Genomic DNA, 17,214 nt, shown 5'->3' with positions numbered 1-17,214 from the left:
CGAAGCCGATGACCCGGTCCTGGGATTCCTTGGGAGCCGTGTCGAATCCGGCATTGGCCGTTCGACGCCTAGGCAGATGGCGCCCACGGGTGCGCAGCTGACTTAGGACCGTAGGAGGCCGAAATGTCTACATCCATCCTTGATATGTCGATGTCGCTCGACGGGTACATCGCCGATCCCGACGACTTCCTTGGTGGGGAGAACGGCGAACTGCTTCACGAGTGGTTCGCTGCGGGCGGGCCTGCCGGAGAGTTCGAAGCCGAGTGGAACTCCGCTGGTGCCATCCTCGCGGGGCGGCGGACTGCCGAGCTGATGGATCACTGGGGTGGCGACCACAATGGGGCGCCAATCTTCGTGCCGAGTCACCGGCCGCCGGGTCCGGCCGCACGGTGGAACTACCCATTGGTGACCTACGTGACCGACGGGATTGAAAGCGCCATGGCGCAGGCGAAGGCTGCCGCTGGGGACCGGGACGTCCAGGTGCGGGGCGGGTACGTCGCGCAGCGTGCAATCGAGGCAGGGGTGCTGGATGAGGTCCAGATCCATCACATCCCGGTGCTGCTCGGTGCCGGCCGGCGACTCTTCGACCTGCTGCCATCGCTCGTCACGCTGGACATCGTTCGGGTTATCGACACCCCGCAGGCCACCCACATCCGGTACCGCGTCCGCCGCTGACCGCCTGCGCGATCAGGACGGCAAGCATCCGCTCAGGCGGCGAGCGGTGGGTGGCTGAGGAGGTGTCCACCGCCGTTGGTGTGGCCGTCGCCGGTCGAACCGTCGACCACCACACTCGCGGTTTGTGTCAGCCAACGAAGGCGATTGCGTTGCCGTCTGGGTCGCGGACGATGAAGTCGGTACCGCCCCAGGCTTGTTTGGTTAGCTTCTGGACGATCTTGGCGTCGGCGGCCAGGTATTCCGCATAGAGCTCGCGTACGTTCGGCGTTTCGACGAACGCCATGATGAGCTCTTGCCGTTCCGCGGCGCCGGCCACGAACACCGGCTCGTATACGAGCTTCAGGTGCAGGGTCGCGCCGTCGCGCGACACCGATCCGTAGAACGGCGGGTTGCCGTGCAAGAAGTCGATGTGGAAGCCGAGTTGGTCGCGATAGAACGTGGCCGCCGCATCGACGTCGGCGACGTACAGGACCGGTTTGGCGCTCGCTACTGCGGTGTCCCGAGTTTCCGGCTGCCCGCTGGTGGGCTGGGCTGCTTCCGTGCTCGCCTTGAGTTCGGCCCAGCTGGCGAAGCCCGCTTCGAGGGCGATGATCTCTTGGGCTTCGGTCAGCGGAAACTTCAGCGCGAGTGCTTCGCGGTCGGACAACGTGCGATAGCGCTCGAGCTGTCGGATGCGACCGCCGATCGAGAAGTTCCCGTCGCGGTGCCAGCGAACTAGCAGTTTCGCTTGCTTCTTGTAGGTTTCGAGCTTGGGCATGGCGCTCCCTCTTCGGTGGTGAAGTAGGTGGGCCTTGCCCTTTCGGCTTACTGTGCCGTTGCGCCCTACGACCGGGTTTGAACCCGCGCCTGCAGGGCCGAGATTACCAGCCGCCCGGCCGCGCGGGTACGGCAATCGCGCTAGTCATCCCAGCCCTCCAGGTGCGCGATGCGCCACGGATCGCCTGGTCCGGAGCGCTGGGCAATGTGTCCGGGGGCCATGGTGGCTAGCTGAGCGATCGAGCTGTTCGTCTGAATCGCGTGAGCGATGTGCGTGACAACCGACGTACCAGGTGGGTTCGGATCGTTGACGCCGTCACCGATAAGCCATGAACCGTCTGGTGTGTGGATGACCTCTCGTGCAGGCTGCCCGCATAGTCACCCTGGTTGACGGGGACTCGTAATCCTCCGTTCGTTGCACATCGACCGTACTGTTGGCGCATGGTGTTTGAGTCGCCGGTGGAGCGGGTGGTGCCGAATCGTTTGGCTGGCGAGCGGGATGCGCTGATGCAGCAGCTCGACTTCCACCGAGCGACGCTGTTGGGCAAGCTGGAAGGGCTCGACGAAGAGCAACTGCGCCGACCGATGACTGCGTCTGGGCTCAGTCTGTTGGGGTTGGTGAAGCACCTGGCCGAGACGGAGCATGGCTGGTTTCTCAAGATCTACGGTGGGTTGCCCGAGCCAGATCTGTTCTCGACCGACGATCAGCCGGATGAGGAGTTTCGCGTCGGTCCGGATGAGACGGCTGATGCTCTGGTTGGGCAGTATTTGCGGACCTGCGAGCGGGCCCGGGCTGTCGTGGCCGCCGGTGGGCTGGATGACGTTGTCACGACGCCGTCAGGAGTCGAGGCCAATCTGCGGGCGATCCTGGTCCATATGATCCAGGAGACCGCGCGGCACAATGGCCACGCCGACATCATCCGAGAGGCGATCGACGGGGCAACAGGCGACTGAGACGTTGGGCGCGTCCCCCTGGACCTGATGGGGCGTGGGTGCTCAACTGATTGGGTGCGATTTGAACTGACCACCCACGCGTCGCCGGAGCAGGTGCTGCGGGCGTTGACGGACTTCTCGGATCGTCGTGTGCAGATCTGGAACCGGACTCTTGATCCGAAGACGTTCGAGGTGCGCGAGCTCGGGGACTCGTGGGCGGTGGCTCGGGAGAGTACGCCTGGTTCGCCGTTCTGGGTTGTTGCCCGGTACGACTGGTCCGACCCGACAGTGGTCCGGTGGACGGAGGAGGAGAGCAGCTACGGGGGCCATGGTTCGGGGTCGGTGCGGATCGCGCCGGCGGATGGTGGAGGCAGTCGGCTTCAGGTCGAATGGAGCTCCGACAATCCCCGTCGTACACGGGACAAGATCATGCTGTTCCTGCTCCACCATGGGCCGATGAACCGGGTGATCTCGCGCCTTTGGACTAGCGCGTTGAACCGCTACGCGGAATCGGATCCTGGGTGAGTGGTGTCCCACTCGATGTAGTCCGGGTCTGGGTCGACTTTGAACCGTACGGCGTTGATTGTGGTGCTGCCTGCTAGCCAGGCTTTGGAGATTCTGTGGCCGCCGTCCATGAGACCGCCATCGGCGGACAGGATGACTGGGTGGCTGAGGTCGGCCTTTTGGATGCGGCCGGCGTGGGTGGCGACCATGCGGCAGGTGACGGGTCCCTCTGCGAACCAGCAGTTTTGGTCGAACTCCGCGATGGAGTCGATCGGTACGGATTCGACGGGGAGGCCGGCGGACAACTCCCAGAGGCGTTCGGTGAAATAGAAGGCTCGGCCGCCGGGGATGGGGCGTGAGTGTTTCTCGGGCATCGGATCATCATTGCCGGTTGATTCTTTGAGGGCACTGCATTTATGGATTGAGGGCCTTGTGGAGCTCTTCGGTCATGGTGTTGGTGAAGTGGCCGGAGTCTTGTACGACGACGAGGTTGCTGGCGGGCCAGGCTTTGTGGAGTTGCCAGGCTGTGTCCAGGGGGCCGGAGATGTCGTGGCGGCCGTGGATGAGGGTGGCCGGGAGGTGCGTGATGCGGGGGAGGTTGGTCAGTACTTCGTTGTCCGTCAGGAAGCAGGCGTTGGCGAAGTAGTGGGTTACCAGGCGGGCGAAGACTTGTTGCCAGGTTGGGTCTTCGAGGACTAGCTGTGGGGTGTGGCCGGGGGCTAGGGAGACGTGGGTGTCTTCCCATTCACACCAGCGGCGAGCTGCTTCGGCGCGGAGATCGGGGTCGGGGCTGGCTAGGAGGCGGGCGTAGGCCGCAGCGAGGTCACCCTCACGGTCCTCCAAGGGGACTAGGTCAACGAAGCGGTCCCACTCGCGAGGGAACACTCGGCCCATGTCGCGCGTGATCCATTGCGTTTCGCGCAGGCGGCCGGACGTGACCGCGGCGAAGACCATGCCGAGCACTCGTTCGGGATGGCGCTCGGCGTACACGAGGCCGAGCGTCACGCCCCAAGAGACGCCGGCGACGAGCCATCGGTCGATGCCGAGGTGGGCGCGCAGTTGCTCGAGGTCGCGGATCAGGTGGTCGGTGGTGTTGGTTGAGAGGTCCGCGTGGTGGTCGCTGGCCAGTGGGCGGCTGCGGCCGCAGCCTCGCTGGTCGAAGATGACGGCTCGGTACTGCGTAGGGTCGAAGTACCGGCGGGTCCCGGGTGAGGCGGGCGCTCCGGGGCCGCCGTGCAGCCAGACGACCGGCGTACCGGTTGGTGCGCCAGATGTCTCCCAGTAGATCGAGTGGCCGTCGCCGACGTCGAGGTGGCCTGAGTCGTAGGGCTCAATCGGCGGGTAGAGGTCCATGCGAGCCATCTTGGGCCAGGAGATCTGGGTCGGCTAGCCAAGGTCTGCCCGCTGAAGTCCGGCAGGAGGCCGTGGATCTCGCCCTTGCCTACCTCGACCCCGCGGTCATGCGGTGAGGATAAGCGGTTGCCTGGGTGCGGAGACTCGGGGATATGGATGATGAGGCGCTTGCTGGGCTGTTGAGGAATCGGCGGTATCCGCGGTCGGCGGGGTATTCGGCCCGCTGGATGGTTGACGGCGGGATGGGGCCTAATCCCGTGTGGCAGGCGGAGGCTTTGAGCGAGGTGATGTCGCTGGAGCCGGGGATGCGGGTGCTGGATATGGGGTGCGGTACGGCGCTCAGTTCGATCTTCCTGGCGAGGGAGTTCGGCGTTGAGGTGTGGGCGACGGATCTTTGGGTGAGGCCGGACGACAACCAGAGGCGCGTGGTCGAGGCGGGCGTGGAAGGGCAGGTGCATCCGATTTATGCAGAGGCGCATGCGTTGCCGTTTGCGGAGGACTTCTTTGATGCGCTGGTGAGTGTGGGCGCGTACCACTACTTCGGGACGGATGATCTCTACCTGGGTTACTACTCGCGTTTCGTGAAACAACAAGGGCAGATCGGGATCGTGCAGCCAGGCCTGGCTGAGGAGTACGAGACGCTGCCGCCACCGCAGCTCGCGCCGTACTGGAAGTGGGATTTCTGTGCGTGGCACAGCGCCGGCTGGTGGCGGCGGCATTGGGAGAAGACGGGACTGGTGACTGTCGAGGTGGCGGATCGGCTGCCTGAGGGGTGGCGGGACTGGCTGCAGTGGAACGAAGTTTGCGACCAGGACAGGGGATTGCCGGCGCAGGAGGAGGCGCAGATGCTGCGGGCGGACGGTGGACAAACGCTTGGGCTCACGCGAGTCATGGCGCGCCGCAATGGTTGAGCGCGTACGGTGCGACGGTGACTATTGACGTTTGGGAGTTCTACGAGGAGTACACCGAGTCGGACCGGGCCTTGCTGAGTGAGCGGGAGCGGCAGGTGCTGGCTGTTTGCGACTTCCGGCAGGAGGTCAACTCGGGTGGATTCGACTCGTACTTCCGGTACGTCGGTGGCGACACGGCGCTGACCGCGGTCGCGGCGCTGCCGCGGTTGCTGGGGTCGCCGTGGGCGGAGTTGCTGGGCGAGGCGGTCGCACTGCTCGGTACGCCGTACCCGCGTGATCCGGACGATCGTGCGGCGAAGCTCGGCGACCTCGAGACGCCATTGGGAGATCTGGACGCACGCTTCCGCAAGCTGGAGGCCTCTGCCAACGCCGACGCTCGGCTCGCTGAGGCCCTGAGTAACTAGCGGTTGTCGCCGCTACCGCCGAGCACAGCGCGTTGCTGCCGGTCGGCGAGTTTGGCAATGTTGCGCTGGGCAACATCATCGAATGGTACGTCGAAGTGGTCCGCGATCACGGCGAGGTACCACAGGACGTCGCCGAGCTCGGCGGTCAGATCCGCGACGTCCCACCGCGTGAAGTCGCTGTCGCGATCGCGGACGATCTTCTTCGCCTTCTCGGCGATCTCCCCAGTCTCGCCGACCAGCCCGAGCAGGAGATGGAACAGCTCGTTCTTCTTCTCCTTGGGTGCAGCGGTTCGGAGAGCTGCCTGCTGGTAGGCGTTCATGTCCACGCCGCCAACTGTAGGGCCCAGCAATTTGCCCGTGGTGACATGCCCAGTGGTGTTGCGGCGGGCGAAAGCGCCTGCTGTGCTGGAGCGGGAGGGGGTCGATCGGCGTGCGGGTGCGACAGTCGCTGGGGTGGATGCTGCGTGCGTGCCGCACTCTGGGCACGCAGCCGACCTTCCGGAACCGGTCGATGTTCGCGCGCGCCTGGCCGGACGGCGACCGCGTGCAGCCGGTACATGTGTCGACGATCCAGCGCTGGGAAGCCGGACTCGTCGCCGTACCGCGGGATGCAATCAAACGTTATGAAGAACTGCTGTGCCTGCCCACCGGGCAACTGACTGCAGTGTTTGACCTTCTGCCCGGTCTCACTCGCCAGCCACGGCCGCTGCCGATCGCAACTAGCGGCGATCTGGAGCAACTGCCGGCACAGGGCGGTAGGGCCGGCGTACTGCTGGATCAGGTCTGCTCGTCAGCTCTGGTGAGCGGCGCGGAGTGGGATGAGCTGACTGGGCTGTTGAGCCAGTGGCCGGCTGCGTTTCTGCCGCCGCGCATGTGGGAGGCGATGGCTCAGCGTTTGCTGACGGAGATGTTGATCGCTGACGGGACTGCTTGGGCGCAGCGCTACGAAGCGCTTGCGCGGTTGTTCAACCACCCAACTGGCGGTACGGCGGCCATCGACGCGTGCGCGTCCGCCGCCGGACTGCGCCACCACCAGGCGATGACGTCCACGGTCGCGGCTCTCGGGGCCAGCGATCACAGCGACTCGATCAGGGCGATGGTCGCGCAGGTCCACAATCCCACCAACGATCGTGCGCTGACCGGAGCCGTTGCTGGGTTGGCCGAGACGGTTTGGCGCGGCCGGCTCAAGCCGGCGCAGCGCGGTCAAGTGCTGGCTGTGTTGCAACCGCTGGCAGGCTCGGGTGATGGGCTCGATTTTTGGTCGGCTGAGCTCGTGCAGCGTCTGACGACAACCCCGCGAGTACGGCGGGCGCCGGCGCGGCCGCTCGACGACGTACACCGCAATGTCGTCGACCGGGTGACGAGCCGGGCGGTCGCGCTGGTCGACGGGCCGGAGCCGGGTGAGTACGGCGAACTCGGTGAACTGGTGCATTGTCTGCTGTTCCACGAGAACCCCGATAGTCAGCTCGGGGCTTCGTTCGCGCTGGCGGCGACGCCGTACCGAGGGCCTTTGGCTGCGGCGCTGCGCCAAGAGCTTGGGAGTGCGTTGGCTGGGCCTGCGGGGTGGAGTACGACGGTGCTTGCCGCGCTGCGGGCGTTGGGTGGGCAGCCCGAGCTTCGTCTTGCCGAACGGATTGTGACTGCGTCGGGGATCCCGGGCGAGACTGTCCGCGTTGCTGCGTTCGCGATCGCTCATCTTGGGGACGACACGTCGCCTGAGTGGTGGCAGAACGCGATCTCGCAGCGGTTGGGTGCTGTGGCTGGGCCTACGGATATCGAGATCTTGCGGGGACTCGCCTATAGCGCGGGCATTACCGGTCAGAGGCCGGCGCTCAAGCAGTTGCGCACCGATCCGCGGACGCCGTTCGACTCCCAGGCCGCTGCGAGCTGGTGGCTGGATCTGCCCGCTCACGTGCTTGCCAGCTCGCACCGTTGAGCGTTTATTGCGGCGACGAGAGGCGAGGCGACAGGGATAATCTCGGCGTGGAAACTGAAGAGGTGTTGACAGGCGGGAACGTCGCCGCGGAGGTCGTCCGGGTCGGGTCGACCGTGCGGAAGCCTGCACTGCCTCAGACAGCGGGCGTCGAGGCCGTCGTGAATCACCTTGCGAACAAGGGATTCGAAGGCGCGCCGCGCTCGCTCGGGAGGGATGAGCGTGGACGGCATGTGCTCGAGTACATCCCCGGTGCGTTGGCTGACACGTTGCCGCGCTTCTCGCTGGAGGAGTTGCAGCGGGTCGGGCGGTTGATCCGCGAGCTGCACGACGCGATGGAGGACTTCGTGCCGCCGGCAGATGTCGAGTGGCGGTCGGTGATCGCCGATCCCGCCGGCGGCGACCTCATCTGCCACAGCGACCTCGCCCCCTGGAACCTCGTCCGCGACGGCGAGCGCTGGGTCTTCATCGACTGGGACAACGCCGGACCCGCAACCCGGCTATGGGATCTCGGGTACGCCGCCACCGGATTCGTGCCGTTCATGCCGGACGGCGACCCACGGGTTGACGCGCCACGCCTTCGTGCGCTCGTGGACGGATACGGCCTCGATCGCGAGGACCGGCAGACACTTCCGGCACAGATCGCAGCCCACACCCGAGCCATGTACGACCTGCTCGTCGACGGTCACCGCACCGGCACCCAACCCTGGGCCCGCCTGTACGCCGAAGGCCACGGCGACTACTGGGGCCCCACCGCGGCGTACATCGAGAAGCACCACGAAGCCTGGCTCACTGCGTTGCTGTAAACCGACAGCGGGAGGTAGGACGTCGAACCGGCCTACCGGTCGCTCGCTCGCGAATCCTTGCGCCCCCCAGCGCGATTCGTCGAGCCGCGGCGACCGATAATCAGCTTCATGTACTGAAGCTGGCGCCTCAGCCGATCAGGTTGACGGTCTGCGTCGCCTTGCTCAGGACCTGGTCGAGCGTGCCCTGGTCCTGCGGCCGCCCACCCACGGTCAACTCGACGAGCGCCCGGTTGCCGCTGAACAACGTGTCGGCGTACCGGGTCGTGACGACACGCTGCCCCCGGGCGCCGTCACGGTAGGTGTACTTCACGTCGTAGAACACGACCCGCGGCGGGTTGCCCGGGATCGTCGACGACGCGACGCCGTTCGACTGCGACAGGATCTTCAGGCCCGGGACCTTCTTCAGCGCCGCGGTCTTGCGCGCGACCTGAGCCTTCGGGCTCACCTTCGCGTAGATCGCGTCCACCCGCAGCATCTCGTTCGACCCGTGGCTGAACTTCGCCTCGAACCGGTCGATCTTCGTGAACTTCCACCCCTTAGGAGCCTGGACCGCCACGTCGCAGTGGTCCTTCGACGTCCCCCAGCACTTGTAGCCATAGCTCGGCGCCGCCGCGCTGCTCGGCATCGCCCCAGCGACAACAGCCGCCACCCCCACCATCGCAGCACTGGCCAGCATCCGCACGACAACGTTCTTCTTCATTACTTTGACCCTCCCTCAATGCCGGCCCTGATGGCCTAACGCGAACTGAGACGCGACCTCCACCAGGTTGGTTGGGACCAATTTCCACCGAGACCAATTCGTGTCATAAGCGACTACAGGCCGCGGTCAGGTAGGGACCAGAGCCCCTACCTGACCTGGGAGAACTACTTCAGCAAGAAGGCGTCGATGACGGTCTGGACAACCTTGTTGCCTTGGGCATCGGTTGCGGTGGCTTTCAGGGAGACGGTCTTCGCTCCGGCAGGGTGCTTGAGCAGGGCGAAGGTCTTGCCGGCAACGGTGTAGTACTTGGCGGGCTTCCAGGTAGCGCCACCGTCATGGGAGACCGACAGCGCCGTCAGACGAGCTCGCGCACCGGCGTTGTGGTCGACGGTGATCGGCAGCTTGCCGGCAACCGGCGGGGAGAAGCGGACTGCCACCAGCGGCAGCGGGGTCCGTTCGGTCCCGGGGACGGTGTCGGAGTGGAAGGTCCAGTCGGCCGTGATGCGCGGCGAGAGCGGGTTGTCGCGGGTGGCTTCGGTGTGGAGTTGGTACGTCGCGGGGCCGGCCGGGATCGGCGCGTCTTCGAGGTAGCCGGGGTAGCCGAACTTCGCGACCTCTTTGCCGTCCTTAGAGAGCACGGTGGTGCCTTCGGTGATCGCGTAGCCGTAGTGACCGGGCACGCCGTCGGAGTACAGCGGGATGTTGAGGCTGATCCGGTCGCCGACGCGCCCGGCGGCATCGGCGCTGTCCCGGTACGACGGGAGCCCGGGGCCGAAGGCCGGTGCGCCCCAGCGCTCGGTGACCGTGCGACCGCGTTCGAAGCGGCGCGGCGTACTGAACTGGTTCGCGAAGCCACGGTCGTCCTCGGGGTCCGTGGTTTCGACGAAGGACGAGGACCAGTCCGTGCCCGGTGTGTAGAACTCGTCCAGCGTGAATGGCAGCGGCCGCGTGATGGTCCAGTCCCGCACGCCGTAGGTGCCGGGCTTGCTCCCGTGGTGTTCGGAGCGCACCCGCGCCAACGAGGTGTCACGCACCCGATGCACGAGCTTGCCGGGCACCTTGCCGAGATCGTTGCGTTCAAGCTGATACAGGTACGTCGAGCTGGTCGGCGCCGCGAGTGTCTCCGCGGTGAAGAACCGGAACTCGTCCGGCGCCGACGAGGTGCGACTCGGGGCCATGAACATGCCGTCGAAGTTGCCGCTGACAATGGCGAAGCCGGTCGATTCGTCGCCACCCCAGACGGTGTCGCGGGCGGCGCCGAAGACGGCCTGCGCGGGCGCCGCGTCGGCCTTATCGACCTGGAATCCCAGCGGTTGGCCGGACCGCGCGTCGAACGTCACCTCACTCGGACCGTCGACCGTGTACGTCGGCTCGGCGATGTTCGTCAGCTGGGAACCGTCCTCGGTGGAGATGTAGGACTCGAAGTAGTGACGCCCCTTCGCGACCCGCGCGACCACAGTGCTGCCGTCACCCTCCTCCGGTACGACGGCGTTCGGGTGCTCGAGGTCGACGAACCGGAAGAAGTACTGCGTGGTCGGCTTCCCGTCGAACCCGACGTAGTGCAGCGTGACGTCGTAGCTCTCCACCTCGCGGGTGACCGCGATCGGCGTCCGGAGCGGACCCGCGGAGATCACGCCGCTGTAGATGCCATCAGCACCCGGTACGGCGGTGTTCGTGGTGACCGTCGCGGTCGCCTGCCCGCCGGCCGGAATGGTCAGCGAAGCCGGCGACACCGTGAACATGCCGGCCGGAGCCGCCTCCCCGTCCGGACCGGTGACAGCTGCGGCCAGATCCAGCGTGACCGAAGCCTTACCGGAGTTGAAGTACGTGACCTCGCGGTTGATCGGCTTGTCGTCGTTGTGCGGCCACCGGACGACGCCGTTGCTGATGCTGCCGACCGACGCGCGCACCGTCGACTTCACCACCGCGGCCACGTCCACCCGGCCGGCGCCCTGCTCGAAGACGGTCAGCTTCGGGTTGGCCTTCGCCGTACCCATGAGGGCGGCCCTGAGCTCACCGGCCTTCCACTCCGGGTGCTGCTGGGCCAGGATCGCCGCCGCGCCCGCGGTGTGCGGCGCCGCCATCGACGTACCGGACAGCTGCAGGTGGTCCGGGCCGATGTTCGGGAACAGGCCGCCGAGGAGGCTGTCCTTGGCCTTCGCCGCGACGATGTCAACGCCCGGTGCCGTGATGTCCGGCTTGATCGCATCGTCGAGCCAGCGCGGACCGCGGCTGGAGAATTCGGCCAGGTTCTCGTTGTGGTCGACCGCCCCCACCGTGAGGGCGGAATCGGCCGAGGCCGGGCTGCCCGGCGTACCGCCGCTGTTGCCTGCGGCAAGGACGAAGAGCGCGCCGGTGTCGGCAGTCAGCCGGTTGACGGCCTGCGACAACACGTCGGTGCCGTCGCTCGGCCAGTCGGAGCCCAGGCTCATATTGATCACTTCGGCACCGGAGTTCGCGGCCCACTCCATGCCCGCGATGATGCCCGACTCGTAGCCGCCACCATCGTCGTCGAGGACCTTGCCGTTGAGCAGCTTCGCGTCCGGTGCGACGCCGCGGTACACGTCGTCCTCGCCGGTCACGATCGACGCCACATGCGTGCCGTGGCCGAACTTGTCCGCCGTACCGCTCGGGCTCTCTGTGAAGTCCTTCGCCGCAACGACGGCGTCCTTCAGGTCGTCATGCGTGGTGTCGATGCCGGTATCCAGTACGGCGACCTCGGTGCCCTTGCCGGTCAGCCCGCTCTTCCACGCCTCGGGCGCACCGATCTGCGGCACGCTCTTATCGAGGAACGCCCGTACCGGCCCGTCCAGGCGGATCCACTGCTTGCCCTTGGCACGGAGCGCCGTACGGGCACCAGTCCAGTACGGCGTCTCCTTCGCGACCCGAACCGCCGTACCGGCGACGCTCGGCAGACTGCGCGCGTGATCGGCACCGGACCGCAGTGCCACGGGACCGCTGACGATCAGCGGGATGTCGGGTCGCGACTTGTCGCCGTACCCGTTCTTGATCAGTTGCGTGACGTTGAACAACCGCGCATCCAGCTCACCGGACCGCACCGCGGTCTCGGCGTCCAGCGGGAGCACGGTGAGATCACCGTTGAGCTCCTTGCGCTGGATGAACTTGATGTTCTTCCGGCCCTTGCCCGGCACGACCTTCGCCGGCTGGTCGCCCCGGAGGATGACCCGGTCGCCGGTGATCATCGTGATCTCGCCGGAGACCGGGTCACCGGCCGGCTTCTGCGCCGACGGCTTGTCGTGCCGCACTTCGCCCGCTGCCGCCGTACCGCCGAGCATGCTGCTCCCGGCGACCAGTACGGCCAGGGCAGCCACGGCGGGACGACTACGTCCCTTCCTCATAGCACCTCCACTGAGTCCTCACAGATGGGTGGACACAGTGGTTTATGTCCGGGAGGCGCCAAAGGTTGACAGCTCGCTCGGATTTGACTCAGATCGAAGGGCTGATGTCCTTCACAAACACGATCCCGTCGATGCTGGGCAGGTGTGCGGGGTCCAAGGTGGCGTACCCGTACCAAGGCGAGACTCTGGCCTGCAGAGAGCCGGTCAGGGTGCGGGGATCGATCAGCTGCTGGTCCTGCTCGTAGAGGACGCCCTCGATGGTGTCCGCAGGCGGAGTGTCGACTTCGTGGTGGCGCATCGTGCCGAGCGCGGTCGCGAAGAAGGCGTACTGCTCGCCGAGGTGCGCGCTGACCAGTGCACCTGCGCTCCACCACTCACGGTTGGCGCCGGCCATGTGCATGCTGCTCATCTCCCGCTGTAGATGGGCGTTGTGCGCGAACACCAGCGTCGGACCGCGGTCAACCAGATCGAGCAGGTTGGCAGCCATCATCGAGTCCCGCTGTGCGAGCAGCCGCGCGATGCGGCGGTCGGACTGGTCAGCCATCCAGTAGTGGTAGCGCAGCAGGCCGCTGGCCGTCCGTGCGTAGAGGCGGGCGCGCTGCCAGTCCTCACGCGAGGTCTTGGCGATGAGGTACGGCGTCTGCGTGTCGACCAGCGCGGTGAGGTCTCCCGCGATCAGCTGCAGGCGTTCGGCGTCAGCGGTCCGGCCGATGGACTGAGTCGGGTCCATCATTGTGGCCGGATTGGTCCAGCGCTCGTCCGAACCAAGCAGTGCGTCCAGAGCGTCCGCCGTACAAGGGAGTAGGTCGGCGTCGAGCCAGGTGGCGAGGTAGGCATGGAGTGTGGTGAGCACGGGGCGGGGACTGGCCGGTGCGCTGGTCTCCAGCGGCCCATCGAACCCGGCGAACCGCACCTGGTCCACACGCCCCTCGTTGAACTCCTGCATCCACTGCACCAGCTCACGGTTCCCCGCCAGCCCACCCCACTCATGGCTGAAGCCCTGCGCCATCACCTCGTCGAGCTCACCCACTCCCGAGGTCACGTAGTCGTCCACGACCAGCCCCATCAGGCAGTCGGACTCAACCGCGATCGTCCGATACCCCTCCTCCTCGACGAGCTGCCGAAACGCCTCGTTGCGCAGGCGGAGCAGATCGTTCTCCAGGTGCGTTGGCTCCCCCAACCCCAGCAGCCGCGGCTTGTTCGCAAGCATTCCCAGAAAGGCATTCATATGTTCAACGGTATCGTTGAACAACTTCGTTGAGCCTTTGCAGCAATCTCCCACTCAGCACTGCCGCCAAACCTTCAACCGACGGGATCCAGATGATCGACGAGTTCGCCAAGGCCTACCTGCATGACGCCCTCCGCTGGGCCCGCGCCGACCTGGTCCGAAAACTCGACGGCCTCTCCGAGTACGACGTACGCCGCCCGCGCACGATGACCGGCACCAACCTGCTCGGGCTGGTCAAACATCTCACCCTCTCGGAGGCCCGCTACTTCGGCGAGATCTTCGAGCGCCCCTTTCCGGACCCGATCCCCAGCTTCGCCGATCCGACCTTCGACAGCCGCGACTACCTCTGGGTCCGCCCGGACGAGTCCCGCGCCGACATCCTCAATGCCTACACCCGCGCCTGCCTGCATGCCGACGCGACCATCGATGCCCTCCCGATCGACGCGCCCGGCCACGTCCCGTGGTGGCCCAGGCCCGACGTCAAGCTCTTCAACGTCATGGTGCACCTGCTCACCGAAACCAACCGCCACCTGGGCCACGCCGACATCCTTCGCGAGGAACTCGACGGCGCGCTCGGCTCTGATCCCGTCCCCTCCGCCACCGACTGGTCCGCTCACCGCGCCAAGGTTGAGCAAGCCGCACGCCTCGCCGTCGGTAAGGACACGTAGTGGTGGCGGTTTTGACCGGCCGCTGGCTCGTGTAAGGCGAGGAGGTCGTCGGTGCGGCGACCACACGTGTCGTTCGCGACGGATCGTCTGACCGACAGGACGTATACGGCTGCTAGGGCGCCCGGCTGATGCTGGTTAGCGCGGCGGCGACGTGCAGTAGGCATATACGTCCTGTGCTTCGGGAGGTCGTGGAGGAGTAAGTGGGCGGCGGGAGGGAGGGTGGGGAGATGGATTACGACTTTCTCGTGAAGGCGGAGGAGTTGGAGCTGCGGTATCGGGCTCCTCGGCCGGCGGTGCGGTTGGGGTTTGGGCGGGCGGGGTTGGGGTTCGAGGAGTGGCGGCGGGTGGCGACGAGGAAGTTGGCGGAGGTGGTGGGGGTTGATGCGGGAGTTCGGGCGGGGGCGGTGACCGAGCTTCGGCGTACGGCGGCTGAGGGGGTTGAGGTTGTTGCGTTGGTGATGGCGGTCGCGGACGGGCTGTCGGTGCCGGCGTATTTGCTGAATCCGGGTGGGGAGCGGGTGGTGATGGCGTTGCACGGGCATGGGCAGGTGGACGAGTGCCTGCGGATCCGTGGGGTGCATGAGGACTACCACCACAGTTTTGCGATCGAGCTCGCGAAGGCCGGGCACACCGTGCTGCTGCCGGAGTTGCGGGGGTTCGGGGTGCTGAGTGACTTGGCGGCGCAGCGGGACGGCGCGAGTTTGAGCTACTGGCGGTGGGGTGAGCACATGGTCTACACGCTGCTCACGGATGCGTTCCAGCACGGGCGCACGTTGATGGGCGACACCATCGAGGACCTGTTGCGGTGGGAGGACTGGCTGGGCACCGAGTGCGATGTCGTGGGGATCTCGTGGGGCGGTGATCTCGCGTGCACGTATCCGGTGTTCAGCAGGCGTGTGCGGTCGATCTTCGCGAGTGGGACGTTGGGATCGTTCGAGGCGGTGTTCGCGGAGGCGGGGAACGCGCCGGCGCCGTGTGTGCCGGGGATCCTGGAGTGGTTCGACCGGGCGGATATCGCCGGACTGAATGCGCCGCGCAGAATGCTGGTGCACTACGGCGAGCTGGATGTGCCGGGGCCGGCGAACGGGTCAGCGGCGTACAACTCGAGTGTCCCGGAGGCGTTCGCGCAGTTGCAGGAGATCTATGGCTCGGCCGGAGCCCGCGGTGAGGTGACGTTGCACGTCAGCGCGGGTCTCGGGCACGAGATGGACGTCGAACTGCTGCTCGAGTTCCTCAGCTCTTGACGAGGGCGTCGAACATGCCGGGCTGGTAGGAGCCGGCGGGGGTCTGGCTGATGACGTTCATCCGGTTGGCGGCGTTGATCATCGCGACCAGCATGACGAGGGCCGCGAGCTGCTCGTCGTCGAAGTGTTCGCGGACGGCGGCCCAGGTGGCGTCGGAGACGCCCTGGTGCAGGTCGGCCAGACGGGTGCCTTCCTCGGTGAAGGCGAGGGCGGCGCGCTCGGCGGGGGTGAAGACGGTGGCTTCGCGCCAGGCGGCGACCATGTGCAGGCGCTGCGGGTCCTCGCCGGCGGCGGTGGCGTCCTTGGTGTGCATGTCGAGGCAGAAGCCGCAGCCGTTGATCTGGCTCGCGCGGATGTTGACCAGTTCCTTGAGCGGACCGGGCAGCGCGGACTGCTCGATCAGCATCGACAGGCCGGCGAACCGCTTGCCGAGCTTGGCGCCGAGTTCGGTCTCCATCAGGTTGATCCGCATGATGCGTCCTTTCTCGTTGGTTGAACGACCACAAGATGCGCGCCGGCCCGGATCCGTGACAGGGTTCTGTTGTGACGAGGACCACTGTCACGGATGCGAGGTGGCCGGTGTCTGTTGACAAGTCCCGACCACTGGAGGAGGCGGCCATGGATCCGGCAACCGAGGAATTCGTTGCCCATCGCAACCTGCTGTTCACGATCGCGTACGAGCTGCTCGGCTCGGCGGCCGACGCCGAGGACGTGCTGCAGGAGACGTGGCTGCGCTGGGTCGGCGTCGACTTCGAGACGGTCCGCGAGCCGCGTGCGTACCTGATCCGGATCACCAGCAGGCAGGCGCTCAACCGGCTGCGGACCGTCGGCAGGCAGCGCGAGACGTACATCGGTCAGTGGTTGCCCGAGCCGCTGCTCACGACGCCCGATGTGGCGGAGGACGTCGAGCTGGCCGACAGCGTCTCGATGGCGATGCTGACCGTGCTGGAGACGCTCAAGCCGACCGAGCGAGCGGTCTTCGTGCTCCGCGATGTCTTCGCGCTTGAGTACGACGAGATCGCGCAGGCCGTCGACAAGTCACCGGAGGCGGTCCGTCAGATCGCCCACCGCGCCCGGTCGCACGTGGCAGCTCGGCGCCCGCGCGGAGCGGTCTCACCGACCGAGGCACGCGGCGCGCTGGAAGCCTTCCGACGCGCTGTGGACACAGGCGACCTGCAGGGATTCCTGGACATGCTGGCTCCGGACGTGGTGCTGATCGGCGACGGCGGCGGCGTCAGGCAGGCGGTGCTGAACCCGATCGTCGGCTCCGACCGCGTCGGGCGCATCCTCGGCGCCGGCATCCCGCGCCTCACGGGTGTCCTCACCGCCGAGTCCATCCAGCTCAACGGCGCCCCGGGACTGCTGCTGCGCATGGACGGCGAGATCGAGCAGGTGATGGCCTTCCACATGCACGAGGGCCTCATCACGGGCATGTACGTCGTACGCAACCCGCAGAAGCTCGAACGCCTCGAGCAGGAGACCACCCTGCTGCGGTAGCTACTCGACCTCGATCGCCGCGCGAACGGCGGCGCCGAACGCGTCGTCGTCGCCGGTCCGCCACTCGTGCTTGGCCGGGCAGATCCACTGGTCGGGATCGGGGCCCATCACGCACCCGGCCAGCTTGATCCGGCCGGCGGACGCAGCACGCTGTGCAGCCGGCGTCGGCAGGCCGTAGAGGATCGGCACACCCGCCTGACCACAGACGGGGCACGCAGGACCCGCAGAAACTCCCATGCGCCC

At 66.6% G+C, this 17,214-nt stretch carries 19 protein-coding genes; 10 read left to right on the top strand and 9 right to left on the bottom strand.

Going from position 1 to position 17,214, the window contains the following annotated elements:
• Window positions 1–123 precede the first annotated feature (123 nt).
• Entirely contained in the window at window positions 124–675 is a 552-nt protein-coding gene (locus tag ABZS29_RS26750) for a dihydrofolate reductase family protein (RefSeq protein WP_355465709.1), read from the top strand.
• Between the two features lie 127 nt (window positions 676–802).
• On the opposite strand, the gene ABZS29_RS26745 is transcribed toward ABZS29_RS26750, so the two are convergent.
• Window positions 803–1,432, bottom strand: coding sequence for a glyoxalase superfamily protein (locus ABZS29_RS26745; RefSeq protein WP_355465707.1), 630 nt, complete (start codon window positions 1,430–1,432; stop codon window positions 803–805).
• 440 nt (window positions 1,433–1,872) lie between these two features.
• Here ABZS29_RS26745 and ABZS29_RS26740 point away from each other — a divergent pair, with 440 nt between their 5' ends.
• Entirely contained in the window at window positions 1,873–2,385 is a 513-nt protein-coding gene (locus ABZS29_RS26740; protein WP_355465705.1) for a DinB family protein, read from the top strand.
• A 54-nt stretch (window positions 2,386–2,439) separates the two neighbouring features.
• Window positions 2,440–2,889, top strand: coding sequence for an SRPBCC family protein (locus ABZS29_RS26735; RefSeq protein ID WP_355465703.1), 450 nt, complete (start codon window positions 2,440–2,442; stop codon window positions 2,887–2,889).
• Here ABZS29_RS26735 and ABZS29_RS26730 read toward each other — a convergent pair.
• Window positions 2,865–3,242, bottom strand: a complete 378-nt coding sequence (locus tag ABZS29_RS26730; protein ID WP_355465701.1) for a hypothetical protein — start codon at window positions 3,240–3,242, stop codon at window positions 2,865–2,867. The two genes, ABZS29_RS26735 and ABZS29_RS26730, sit on opposite strands and share 25 nt — an antisense overlap.
• A gap of 40 nt (window positions 3,243–3,282) precedes the next feature.
• Window positions 3,283–4,221, bottom strand: coding sequence for a prolyl aminopeptidase (gene pip, locus ABZS29_RS26725; RefSeq protein WP_355465699.1), 939 nt, complete (start codon window positions 4,219–4,221; stop codon window positions 3,283–3,285).
• A 152-nt stretch (window positions 4,222–4,373) separates the two neighbouring features.
• Here pip and ABZS29_RS26720 point away from each other — a divergent pair, with 152 nt between their 5' ends.
• Both ABZS29_RS26720 and ABZS29_RS26715 read left to right on the top strand, forming a co-directional pair.
• The gene (locus ABZS29_RS26720) at window positions 4,374–5,132 is read left to right on the top strand and encodes a methyltransferase domain-containing protein (RefSeq protein ID WP_355465697.1); all 759 of its coding nucleotides are present in this window, start codon (window positions 4,374–4,376) and stop codon (window positions 5,130–5,132) included.
• A gap of 17 nt (window positions 5,133–5,149) precedes the next feature.
• Window positions 5,150–5,536 (top strand): DUF4375 domain-containing protein, encoded by a 387-nt coding sequence (locus tag ABZS29_RS26715; RefSeq protein WP_355465695.1) that lies wholly within the window; start codon window positions 5,150–5,152, stop codon window positions 5,534–5,536.
• Here ABZS29_RS26715 and ABZS29_RS26710 read toward each other — a convergent pair.
• Window positions 5,533–5,856 (bottom strand): nucleoside triphosphate pyrophosphohydrolase family protein, encoded by a 324-nt coding sequence (locus ABZS29_RS26710; RefSeq protein ID WP_355466605.1) that lies wholly within the window; start codon window positions 5,854–5,856, stop codon window positions 5,533–5,535. The genes ABZS29_RS26715 and ABZS29_RS26710 overlap by 4 nt on opposite strands.
• 110 nt (window positions 5,857–5,966) lie before the next feature.
• Between ABZS29_RS26710 and ABZS29_RS26705 the strand changes: the two genes are divergently transcribed.
• On the top strand, window positions 5,967–7,472 hold the full coding sequence (locus ABZS29_RS26705; protein ID WP_355465693.1) for a hypothetical protein: 1,506 nt from the start codon (window positions 5,967–5,969) through the stop codon (window positions 7,470–7,472).
• 47 nt (window positions 7,473–7,519) lie between these two features.
• Window positions 7,520–8,275, top strand: coding sequence for a phosphotransferase (locus tag ABZS29_RS26700; RefSeq protein WP_355465691.1), 756 nt, complete (start codon window positions 7,520–7,522; stop codon window positions 8,273–8,275).
• Window positions 8,276–8,402: 127 nt separating this feature from the next.
• On the opposite strand, the gene ABZS29_RS26695 is transcribed toward ABZS29_RS26700, so the two are convergent.
• From ABZS29_RS26695 to ABZS29_RS26685, 3 genes are all read right to left on the bottom strand, one after another.
• Complete coding sequence (locus tag ABZS29_RS26695) at window positions 8,403–8,975, bottom strand: hypothetical protein (protein WP_355465689.1); 573 nt, start codon at window positions 8,973–8,975, stop codon at window positions 8,403–8,405.
• 164 nt (window positions 8,976–9,139) lie between these two features.
• A complete protein-coding gene (locus ABZS29_RS26690; protein ID WP_355465687.1) occupies window positions 9,140–12,334 on the bottom strand; it encodes a S8 family serine peptidase in 3,195 nt (1,064 codons plus the stop codon).
• A gap of 88 nt (window positions 12,335–12,422) precedes the next feature.
• On the bottom strand, window positions 12,423–13,562 hold the full coding sequence (locus ABZS29_RS26685) for an erythromycin esterase family protein (RefSeq protein WP_355465685.1): 1,140 nt from the start codon (window positions 13,560–13,562) through the stop codon (window positions 12,423–12,425).
• 92 nt (window positions 13,563–13,654) lie between these two features.
• Here ABZS29_RS26685 and ABZS29_RS26680 point away from each other — a divergent pair, with 92 nt between their 5' ends.
• Window positions 13,655–14,230 carry a DinB family protein gene (locus ABZS29_RS26680; protein ID WP_355465683.1) on the top strand — a complete coding sequence of 192 codons (576 nt, stop codon included), beginning with the start codon at window positions 13,655–13,657 and terminating at the stop codon, window positions 14,228–14,230.
• A 227-nt stretch (window positions 14,231–14,457) separates the two neighbouring features.
• The gene (locus ABZS29_RS26675) at window positions 14,458–15,474 is read left to right on the top strand and encodes a hypothetical protein (RefSeq protein ID WP_355465681.1); all 1,017 of its coding nucleotides are present in this window, start codon (window positions 14,458–14,460) and stop codon (window positions 15,472–15,474) included.
• On the opposite strand, the gene ABZS29_RS26670 is transcribed toward ABZS29_RS26675, so the two are convergent.
• Window positions 15,464–15,946 carry a carboxymuconolactone decarboxylase family protein gene (locus tag ABZS29_RS26670; RefSeq protein WP_355465679.1) on the bottom strand — a complete coding sequence of 161 codons (483 nt, stop codon included), beginning with the start codon at window positions 15,944–15,946 and terminating at the stop codon, window positions 15,464–15,466. The two genes, ABZS29_RS26675 and ABZS29_RS26670, sit on opposite strands and share 11 nt — an antisense overlap.
• Window positions 15,947–16,092: 146 nt before the next feature.
• Here ABZS29_RS26670 and ABZS29_RS26665 point away from each other — a divergent pair, with 146 nt between their 5' ends.
• The gene (locus ABZS29_RS26665) at window positions 16,093–16,971 is read left to right on the top strand and encodes an RNA polymerase sigma-70 factor (protein WP_355465677.1); all 879 of its coding nucleotides are present in this window, start codon (window positions 16,093–16,095) and stop codon (window positions 16,969–16,971) included.
• On the opposite strand, the gene ABZS29_RS26660 is transcribed toward ABZS29_RS26665, so the two are convergent.
• A complete protein-coding gene (locus ABZS29_RS26660; RefSeq protein ID WP_355465675.1) occupies window positions 16,972–17,208 on the bottom strand; it encodes a hypothetical protein in 237 nt (78 codons plus the stop codon).
• Window positions 17,209–17,214 lie beyond the last annotated feature (6 nt).

It is taken from the genome of Kribbella sp. NPDC005582, from assembly GCF_040605415.1.
Taxonomy (GTDB): domain Bacteria; phylum Actinomycetota; class Actinomycetes; order Propionibacteriales; family Kribbellaceae; genus Kribbella.
Note: the sequence above shows the minus strand (reverse complement) of the source record. Positions and strands in the feature narration are given on the sequence as shown.

What these genes read in the sequence shown, in the direction of transcription:
- ABZS29_RS26685 (WP_355465685.1), bottom strand. Translation starts at nt 13,562, where the DNA reads ATGAATGCCTTTCTGGGAATGCTTGCGAACAAGCCGCGGCTGCTGGGG.
- ABZS29_RS26680 (WP_355465683.1), top strand. Translation starts at nt 13,655, where the DNA reads ATGATCGACGAGTTCGCCAAGGCCTACCTGCATGACGCCCTCCGCTGG.
- ABZS29_RS26710 (WP_355466605.1), bottom strand. Translation starts at nt 5,856, where the DNA reads ATGAACGCCTACCAGCAGGCAGCTCTCCGAACCGCTGCACCCAAGGAG.
- ABZS29_RS26675 (WP_355465681.1), top strand. Translation starts at nt 14,458, where the DNA reads ATGGATTACGACTTTCTCGTGAAGGCGGAGGAGTTGGAGCTGCGGTAT.
- ABZS29_RS26720 (WP_355465697.1), top strand. Translation starts at nt 4,374, where the DNA reads ATGGATGATGAGGCGCTTGCTGGGCTGTTGAGGAATCGGCGGTATCCG.
- pip (WP_355465699.1), bottom strand. Translation starts at nt 4,221, where the DNA reads ATGGACCTCTACCCGCCGATTGAGCCCTACGACTCAGGCCACCTCGAC.
- ABZS29_RS26665 (WP_355465677.1), top strand. Translation starts at nt 16,093, where the DNA reads ATGGATCCGGCAACCGAGGAATTCGTTGCCCATCGCAACCTGCTGTTC.
- ABZS29_RS26745 (WP_355465707.1), bottom strand. Translation starts at nt 1,432, where the DNA reads ATGCCCAAGCTCGAAACCTACAAGAAGCAAGCGAAACTGCTAGTTCGC.
- ABZS29_RS26695 (WP_355465689.1), bottom strand. Translation starts at nt 8,975, where the DNA reads ATGAAGAAGAACGTTGTCGTGCGGATGCTGGCCAGTGCTGCGATGGTG.
- ABZS29_RS26730 (WP_355465701.1), bottom strand. Translation starts at nt 3,242, where the DNA reads ATGCCCGAGAAACACTCACGCCCCATCCCCGGCGGCCGAGCCTTCTAT.
- ABZS29_RS26690 (WP_355465687.1), bottom strand. Translation starts at nt 12,334, where the DNA reads ATGAGGAAGGGACGTAGTCGTCCCGCCGTGGCTGCCCTGGCCGTACTG.
- ABZS29_RS26670 (WP_355465679.1), bottom strand. Translation starts at nt 15,946, where the DNA reads ATGCGGATCAACCTGATGGAGACCGAACTCGGCGCCAAGCTCGGCAAG.
- ABZS29_RS26660 (WP_355465675.1), bottom strand. Translation starts at nt 17,208, where the DNA reads ATGGGAGTTTCTGCGGGTCCTGCGTGCCCCGTCTGTGGTCAGGCGGGT.
- ABZS29_RS26750 (WP_355465709.1), top strand. Translation starts at nt 124, where the DNA reads ATGTCTACATCCATCCTTGATATGTCGATGTCGCTCGACGGGTACATC.
- ABZS29_RS26740 (WP_355465705.1), top strand. Translation starts at nt 1,873, where the DNA reads ATGGTGTTTGAGTCGCCGGTGGAGCGGGTGGTGCCGAATCGTTTGGCT.